General features: G+C 68.5%; 6 protein-coding genes and 1 pseudogene. 4 read left to right on the top strand and 3 right to left on the bottom strand.

Features of this window, described 5'->3' with window-relative positions:
• The first annotated feature begins 383 nt into the window (after positions 1-383).
• Both MFF30_RS19515 and MFF30_RS19510 read left to right on the top strand, forming a co-directional pair.
• Positions 384-1,931 (top strand): ATPase domain-containing protein, encoded by a 1,548-nt coding sequence (locus MFF30_RS19515; RefSeq protein WP_238281291.1) that lies wholly within the window; start codon positions 384-386, stop codon positions 1,929-1,931.
• A complete protein-coding gene (locus MFF30_RS19510) occupies positions 1,918-2,958 on the top strand; it encodes a sensor histidine kinase (protein WP_238281289.1) in 1,041 nt (346 codons plus the stop codon). The genes MFF30_RS19515 and MFF30_RS19510 overlap by 14 nt, the downstream gene beginning before the upstream one ends.
• 43 nt (positions 2,959-3,001) lie before the next feature.
• Here the strand turns inward: MFF30_RS19510 and MFF30_RS19505 are convergent, their stop codons facing one another.
• Positions 3,002-3,694 carry a GntR family transcriptional regulator gene (locus tag MFF30_RS19505; protein WP_238281287.1) on the bottom strand — a complete coding sequence of 231 codons (693 nt, stop codon included), beginning with the start codon at positions 3,692-3,694 and terminating at the stop codon, positions 3,002-3,004.
• 563 nt (positions 3,695-4,257) lie between these two features.
• Between MFF30_RS19505 and oxc the strand changes: the two genes are divergently transcribed.
• Together oxc and frc are read left to right on the top strand one after the other, a co-directional pair.
• On the top strand, positions 4,258-6,033 hold the full coding sequence (gene oxc / locus MFF30_RS19500; protein WP_238281285.1) for an oxalyl-CoA decarboxylase: 1,776 nt from the start codon (positions 4,258-4,260) through the stop codon (positions 6,031-6,033).
• 119 nt (positions 6,034-6,152) lie between these two features.
• Complete coding sequence (gene frc, locus MFF30_RS19495; protein WP_238281282.1) at positions 6,153-7,427, top strand: formyl-CoA transferase; 1,275 nt, start codon at positions 6,153-6,155, stop codon at positions 7,425-7,427.
• A gap of 102 nt (positions 7,428-7,529) precedes the next feature.
• Here frc and MFF30_RS19490 read toward each other — a convergent pair whose 3' ends face one another.
• Positions 7,530-7,691, bottom strand: coding sequence for a hypothetical protein (locus MFF30_RS19490; protein WP_238281280.1), 162 nt, complete (start codon positions 7,689-7,691; stop codon positions 7,530-7,532).
• A gap of 76 nt (positions 7,692-7,767) precedes the next feature.
• Positions 7,768-8,419: pseudogene (locus MFF30_RS19485) on the bottom strand (hypothetical protein); the annotation flags it as partial.

The raw sequence follows: 8,419 nt of genomic DNA, 5'->3' as shown, positions 1-8,419 counted from the left end.
TCGTGACGAGGGCGAGCCCACGCCAGAAATCGACCGCGTTCGGTTCGCGCATCGGAAATCCGCACTCCGGCACTTCGAAGGGACAGGGGTTGAGCGGGCTTTGAGGACGCGGCCGCGCGGCGAGGCCCGGCCCTGATACGGTGCGCGCAGCCGATCTGCAAAGGCCGGGCGGCCCGAGGCGTGCGATTTGGCCCCTGTCCGATCAGGGCGCCCGGCCGGCCGGGGGTTCCGGGCGGACGCGAGATCCCGTAAGGGTCCGCAGCGTTGCGGCCTCGGCGCGGGGCCCCCGGACCGGCGATCACACGGGCGTGTGGCAAATATGCCGACGACGACGCGGGGTGGCGCGAATAAGGTGAGCAGCGTTTTCCAGGATGCGAACGCCCATGCAAACTCCAGCCGCAGGCGACGCAGCGCCGATCCCAACCGGGGTGGTCGGCCTCGATGAAATTCTCCACGGCGGCTACGCGGCCCAGCGCGCCCACCTGATCGAGGGACGCCCCGGCAGCGGCAAGACCACGCTCGGCCTGCAGTTTCTCCTCGATGGCGTGCGGCGCGGCGAGCGCGGCCTCTACATCACCCTGTCGGAGAGCCGGCGCGAGCTGCACTCCGTGGCCGAGCGCCACGGCTGGTCCCTCGACGGCCTCGAGATCTACGAACTGGTGCCCCCGGAGCTCTCCCTCGATTCCGAGCAGCAGCAGAGCCTGATTCACTCCTCCGACCTCGAACTCGGCGAGACGGTGCGGATGGCGCTGGCCGAGATCGAGCGCGTGAGCCCGGTGCGGGTGGTGTTCGACAGCCTGTCGGAGATCCGCCTGCTCTCGCAGGGCTCCCTGCGCTACCGGCGGCAGGTGCTGGCGCTCAAGAGCTACTTCCTTCTCAACAACGCCACCGTGCTGATGCTCGACGACCTCAGCTCCGAGGACGACGATCTCAACCTGCACTCGATCAGCCACGCGGTGCTGCGCCTGGAGCAGATCACCCCGGCCTACGGGGCGGGACGCCGGCGGCTCCACGTCATCAAGATGCGCGGCACGCCCTACGCGAGCGGCTACCACGATTTCGTACTCCGGCGCGGCGGGGTCCGCATCTTCCCGCGCTTGGTGGCGGCCGACCACCACACCGCGTTCGTGCCCGAGACCATCGCCTGCGGCGTTTCCGAACTCGACACGGCCCTTGGCGGCGGTCTCGACCGGGGCACCACCAGCCTCATCATCGGCCCCTCGGGGGCCGGCAAGTCCACCCTGGCGCTGGGCTACCTCGTGGCCGCGCTGGAGCGGGGCGAGCCCGGGCTGGTCATCAGTTTCGACGAGACCCTCGGCATCCTGCAGCGGCGGGCCGCCGGGATCGGCCTCCCGATCGATGCGCACATCGAAGCGGGCCGCCTGCGCGTCGAGCAGATGGACCCGGCCGACGTCTCGGCGGGGGATTTCGCGGGGCGCATCCGCGACGCCGTCGAGACCGACGGGGCCCGCGTCGTGGTGATCGACAGCCTCACCGGTTACATGAGCGCCATGAGCGGGCAGCCGCACCTCGTGCTGCAGATGCACGAGATGACGACCTACCTGAACCAGCAGGGCGTGGTGACGATCCTGGTGCTGGCCCAGCACGGGATGGTGGGCCGGATGGAGGCCCCGGTCGACCTGACCTACGTCAGCGACACGGTGATCATGCTGCGCTTCTTCGAGGCGGCCGGGCGGGTACGACGCGCCCTCTCGGTGCTCAAGAAGCGCACCGGCACCCACGAGGACACGATCCGCGAGTTCCGCATCGACGCCCAGGGCCTGCGGGTCGGGGCGGTCCTCGAGAACTTCCGCGGCGTGCTCACCGGCGTGCCGACCTTCGAGGGCAATCGCGCCGATCTCCTGCACGATCGGCCATCCGAGGCCGCGCAGATCACCGCCAGCGGACCCGGCTCCCATGGCGCAGCCTGATCCCGTCGCGCTGATCCTCGCGCCGGGGGGACGGGACGCGCGGGTCGCCGCCGCGATCCTGGCCGAGGTCGGCATCGCATCGCGAATCCGCGAGAGCCTGGCCGAACTCGTGGCCGACCTCGACACGGCGGCCTGCGCGGTCATTACCGAGGAGGCCCTGCTGCGCTCCGACCGGCGGGCCCTGGCCGAATGGTCCGAACGCCAGCCGCCCTGGTCGGATTTTCCCTTCATCCTGCTCAACCACCGGGGCGCCTCGCCGGACGAGCGCCTGACCGGACTCCTTGGCAACGTGACCCTGCTGGAACGGCCGTTTCATCCCGCCGTGCTCGCCAACGCCGTGCGCTCGGCCCTGCGCGCCCGGCGCCGGCAATGGGAGGTGCTGGCCCATCTCGAGGAGCGGCAGAAGACCCACGAGCGCCAGGCGCTGCTGATTCGCGAGCTGCACCACCGGGTGAAGAACACCCTGGCCACGGTTCAAGGGCTCTTGGGCGCCACCGCCCGCTCCACCCGGGACGTCGAGACGTTCTACCAGTCGTTCTCGAACCGCATCGTCTCGCTGGGCAAGACCCACACCCTGCTGACCGAGGATTACTGGCAGACCGCGCCCCTGCACGAGTTGCTGGAGAACGAACTCAGGCCCTACAACGACGCCGACGGCCCCCGGGTCCATTTCGACGGCCCCCCGATCGAGCTCGCGGCCGATCTGGCAGTGCCCACCGGCATGGCGTTCCACGAACTGACCACCAACGCCGCCAAGCACGGCGCGCTCTCGCAGCCGGGCGGGCGCATCACCGTGGCCTGGGACGTCACGGCCGGTGATTCGGGCCGGCGCCTCAGCCTCGACTGGCGGGAATCGGGCGGACCGCCCGTGACGGCGCCCCAGCGCAAGGGCTTCGGCTCGACCCTGCTGCAGCGGGTTCTGGCGCAGCAATGCAACGCCACCGTCACGATCGACTACGCGCCCGCCGGCCTGCACTTCCACATGGAGGCGCCGCTGCCGGAGGAGCGCCTGGTGCCGAGTTACTGAGGGCGCGGGCGCGGCGGCTCCGGTCACCGCGCCCGGTGTCGCCTCAATCCAGGTAGTCGCCGTACTTCTCGACGTGGCGGGCGAGGCCGAGACCGTGCTCGCGCACGAGGCGCTCGGCGCGCTCCGCGTCGCGTGCTTCCAGCGCCTGGATGATCTCGACGTGTTCCTTGATCGAGTTCGCGGCGCGATCGCCCTGGCGCAGGGCGGTGTTGCGGATGCCGCGGACATGCATCAGCAGGTTGCTGGTGATGTCCTGGATCACCTCGCAGCCGCCGAGCGCGATGATCTTCTGGTGGAAGCGGATGTTAGCGTCTGAATACTCGTCCATGTGGTCGGTCGGACGGCCCTCGTAGAATTCGGGGAAGTGCACGCGCAGGCAGGCGAGCTGCTCGTCGCTGGCATGCTGGCAGGCGAGGCGCGCGGCCATGCTCTCCAGGGCCGACCAGGCCTGGATCATCGCCACGATCTCCTTCTTGGACTTCTTGATCACGAAGACGCCGCGCCGCGCCTCGAAGCGGACGAAGCCCTCCTGCTCCAGCACGGTCAGGGCCTCGCGCACCGGCGTGCGGCTGACGCCGAGATCCTGCGAGAGCTTGCGCTCGTCGAGCCGCACCTCCTCGCGCTGGCTGTAGATGTTCATGTTGGTGATGGCTTCTTTGAGCGCATCGTAGGCCAGTGCCCGCAGGCTCGACGTCGCGGCCAGGGGCTTGATTTGAAAGGTCGTCGACTCAACCATCTTTACACCGTGAACCTTCGTACAAACGCCGACGCCGCGCACATTTGGTCTGGAGCATGCCGAACCCGCCTCCGGAACACAAGGAAACGAAGCCCTCCATCCCGGGCCAACATCTGAATAGGGCCCCTGCAACAACAACATAGCTTCGGCCGCGCGCGAAGACGTGATGACGCGGGCCGTCACGTCCCCTGAGCGGTTCGCCAACATCGGCCGAAGAGCCCCGATCCGGTTTGACACTTGGTATTTGGTATGCCACCATTCTCGAACTGGCAACCGCGAAGCCGGAATCGGCAGCAGAACGTCGAACATTAGGTTCCGGGGCGTCGACCTCGGTCAAGCGCAGGACCGCCGAAGGTTCTTCGGCGGCCGGACTTTCGAAAGACTTCGGTCCCTGCCGGGCCGCGCGCTCCGCGCCCCCTCGCTTCGCCAGCGAGCGCGCACGCGAGAATCAACCGAACAAACATGGCCGGACCGTCCGTCCGGCACAGCAAGTCCCCACCCGAGACCCGCTTCAAGAACGGCGCACGAACAAACAAGAAGCGCCCCAACCGGAGGAAATCACCATGGATCGCACCGCTGTCTCCGAACAGTCGCACGCCGCCGTCGAGTCCCATCCGGGTGGCCACGGCAAGGCCCACGAGCGCGAGCAGACCGACGGCTTCCACCTCGTCATCGACGCGCTGAAGCTCAACGGCATCACCAACATCTACGGCGTGCCCGGCATCCCGATCACCGATCTCGGCCGCCTCGCGCAGGCCGCCGGCATGCGCGTCATCTCCTTCCGCCACGAGCAGCACGCCGGCAACGCCGCCGCCATCGCGGGCTTCCTCACCAAGAAGCCCGGCATCTGCCTGACCGTCTCGGCACCCGGCTTCCTCAACGGCCTGACGGCGCTCGCCAACGCCACCACCAACTGCTTCCCGATGATCCTGATCTCGGGCTCCTCCGAGCGCGAGATCGTCGACCTGCAGCAGGGCGACTACGAGGAGATGGATCAGCTCGCCATCGCCAAGCCCCTGTGCAAGGCCGCCTTCCGCGTGCTGCACGCCTGCGACATCGGCATCGCGGTGGCGCGCGCCATCCGGGCCGCCGTCTCGGGGCGTCCGGGCGGCGTCTACCTCGACCTGCCCGCCAAGCTGTTCTCCCAGGTGATGGACGCTGAGGCCGGCGAGAAGTCCCTCGTCAAGGTGATCGACGCCGCCCCCGCGCAGCTTCCCGCCCCCAGCGCCATCGCCCGCGCCCTCGACGTCCTGAAGGGCGCCAAGCGTCCGCTCATCGTGCTCGGCAAGGGCGCGGCCTACGCGCAGGCCGACGAGGAGATCCGCAACCTCGTCGAGCGCAGCGGCATTCCCTACGTGCCGATGAGCATGGCCAAGGGTCTCCTGCCCGACACCCACGCCCAGTCCGCCGGCGCGGCCCGCTCCCTGGTGCTGAAAGAAGCCGACGTCGTCCTGCTGGTGGGTGCGCGCCTGAACTGGCTGCTCTCGCACGGCAAGGGCAAGACCTGGGGCGCGCCGGGCTCCAAGAAGTTCATCCAGATCGATATCGAGCCGAAGGAGATGGATTCCAACGTCGAGATCGTGGCCCCGGTGGTCGGCGATATCGGCTCCTGCGTCACCGCTCTCCTCGACGGCATGGGCCAGGGCTGGCAGGCGCCGCCGGCCGCCTGGACCGACGCGATCAAGGCCAAGAAGGAGGAGAACCTCTCCAAGATGGCCTCGAAGCTGAAGAAGAACTCGGCGCCGATGGACTTCCATGGCGCGCTCGGGGCGCTGCGTACCATCATCAAGGAGCGGCCCGACGCGATCCTCGTCAACGAGGGCGCCAACACCCTCGACCTCGCCCGCGGCATCATCGACATGTACCAGCCGCGCAAGCGCCTCGACGTCGGCACCTGGGGCATCATGGGCATCGGCATGGGCTTCGCGGTCGCGGCCGCTGTCGAGACCGGCAAGCCGGTGCTGGCGGTGGAGGGCGATTCGGCTTTCGGCTTCTCCGGCATGGAGGTCGAGACGATCTGCCGGTACGACCTGCCGGTCTGCATCGTGGTCTTCAACAACAACGGCATCTATCGCGGCACCGACATCGACCCGACCGGGCGCGACCCGGGCACCACGGTGTTCGTGAAGGACTCGCGCTACGACAAGATGATGGAGGCCTTCGGCGGCGTCGGCGTCAACGTGACGACGCCGGACGAGCTTTCGCAGGCGGTCAACGCCGCGATGGACTCGGGCAAGCCCACCCTGATCAACGCCGTGATCGACCCGAATGCCGGCACCGAGAGCGGCAATATCGGCAGCCTCAACCCGACCAGCACGGTGCGCAAGAAGCCGGCCTGATCCTCAGCGGGTGCCCGGCCCTCCCGAACACGGGGGTGGCCGGCCACTCCCGCCCTGCCGGACGCGACGGCCGCGTGGGCGGCCGTCGCCCCCTTTCGCCCCAGACCCGGGTGAGCCCCATGAAAGCCCTCGAAGGCGTCAAGATCCTCGACTTCACTCATGTCCAATCCGGCCCGACCTGCACGCAGCTGCTGGCCTGGTTCGGCGCCGACGTGATCAAGGTCGAGCGCCCCGGCGTGGGCGATGCCACGCGCCAGCAGCTGCAAGACATTCCCGACGTGGACAGCCTCTATTTCACGATGCTGAACCACAACAAGCGCTCGATCACCCTCGACACCAAGAACCCCAAGGGCATCGAGGTGCTCTGGCGCCTGATCGACACCTGCGACGTACTGGTGGAGAACTTCGCCCCCGGTGCACTCGCCCGGATGGGTCTGACCTGGGAGGCGATCCACGCCGCCAATCCGCGCATGATCCTCGCGTCCGTGAAGGGGTTCGGCCCCGGCGCCTACGAGAACTGCAAGGTCTACGAGAACGTGGCGCAGTGCGTCGGCGGGGCGGCCTCCACCACGGGGTTCCGCACCGACATCCCCATGGTGACGGGCGCGCAGATCGGCGATTCCGGTACCGGACTTCACCTGGCGCTCGGCATCGTCACCGCCCTCTATCACCGGACCCAGACGGGCCTCGGCCAGCGGGTCGACTGCGCGATGCAGGACGGGGTGCTCAACCTCTGCCGGGTGAAGCTGCGCGACCAGCAGCGCCTGGAGCGCGGACCGCTGCCGGAATACAGCCAGTTCGGGGAAGGGATTCCCTTCGGGGATTCGGTGCCCCGCGCCGGAAACGATTCCGGGGGCGGCCAGCCCGGCCGCATCCTGAAGTGCAAGGGCTGGGAGACCGACCCCAACGCCTACATCTACTTCATCACGCAAGGGGCGGTCTGGCCGCAGATCTGCGACGTCATCGGCGAACCCGCCTGGGCGACGCATCCCGACTACGCCACGCCGAAGGCCCGCCTGCCGCACCTGAACGAGATCTTCACCCGCATCGAATCCTGGACGATGTCGAAGACCAAGTTCGAGGCGATGGAGATCCTCAACGCGCTGCACGTGCCCTGCGGACCGATCCTCTCCATGAAGGAGATCGCGGAGGACGAATCCCTACGCCGGTCCGGCACGGTCGTGGAGGTCGATCACCCGACCCGGGGCAAGTACCTCACGGTGGGCAACCCCATCCGGCTGTCGGGCAGCGAGACCGAGATCACGCGCTCGCCGCTGCTGGGCGAGCACACGGACGAGATCCTGCGCGCGGTGCTCGGCTACACCGACGCCGAGTGCCTCAAGATTTCAGAGTCCGGCGCCATCGGCGCCGTTCAGAAGATCGCAGCCGAATAGGAGCCCCGACCCCTTCCAACCCTGGTCTTCACTCCAGACTGGCGCGGCATCGATCCCCTCGATGACGCGCCATTTTTTTCGCGCTGGCGGAGGTGTCCCGGCTCAGGCGATGCCGGCGAAGCGGCCGTTGACGCTGCCGAGCACGACGTCGTTGCGGCCCTCGACCTTCCCGGTGTCGCGGGACATCCAGTCAGCGACCTTGACGACGAGCACGACCTGAAGGGCGATCAGGCAGAGCGTCGAGACGATGATGGATGCGAGCACGGTGGGCCTCCTCGGTGCATGTTGCACCGCAGGTGTGCCATGGTGCGCCGCAAATAGATATACCACATCCCAGATGTCAGCTTTGCCGTGAAAGCATGACTGCCGGGCTGGCGGCCGGCCCCCAGGCTCCCAGCGTCCGGGCTTCGGCGACCGCCAGGACCTCGCCGTCGTCCTGGATCGTGCCGGCCGCCGGCGGCACGCGCAGATCGGTGAGGAGGCGCCGGATCGTTCCGCCATCCGCGGCCTCCGGGGCCAGGCTCGCCAAGCGCCCGCGCTCCAGGCGAGCGAGGACCCGCCCCGTCTGGTGATCGGCAAAGCGGATCGTCGTCATCCGCCGGATGCAGTCGCGCAGGAAGCGCATGTCCACCGCCGCGCGGGGCGGCACCCCGGCATAAACCGCTCCGGGCTCGCGCGCCTGGATGTTGATCGCCCGGTAGCGGTCGATGTCGAGAAGGTATCCGGCGTCGAGGATGTTCATGCAGCCGTTGGTGCCGAACGCGATGGTGCGCGGCCGCTCGCCCTCGGCCACGCTGTTGTCCAGGAACTCGAAATGCACCGCCTTGTCGGCGCGTAGCGCCCAGGTGAAGAACAGGCGCGGCATGCCCGTATAGGCCTCGACGTTGTGGGCCAGGAGGTCCTCCACCGCCTTGTAGCGGCCGAATTGCTGGCCCCGCTTCCAGGCCCGCTCCACGGTGACGCCGCCGGACGCCACCGTGGAGCGGGCCTGG

Origin of the sequence: Methylobacterium goesingense, assembly GCF_022179225.1 — a bacterium.
Taxonomy (GTDB): domain Bacteria; phylum Pseudomonadota; class Alphaproteobacteria; order Rhizobiales; family Beijerinckiaceae; genus Methylobacterium; species Methylobacterium goesingense.
The sequence above is the reverse complement of the archived record's forward strand: the minus strand, read 5'-3'. Positions and strand labels throughout refer to the sequence as shown.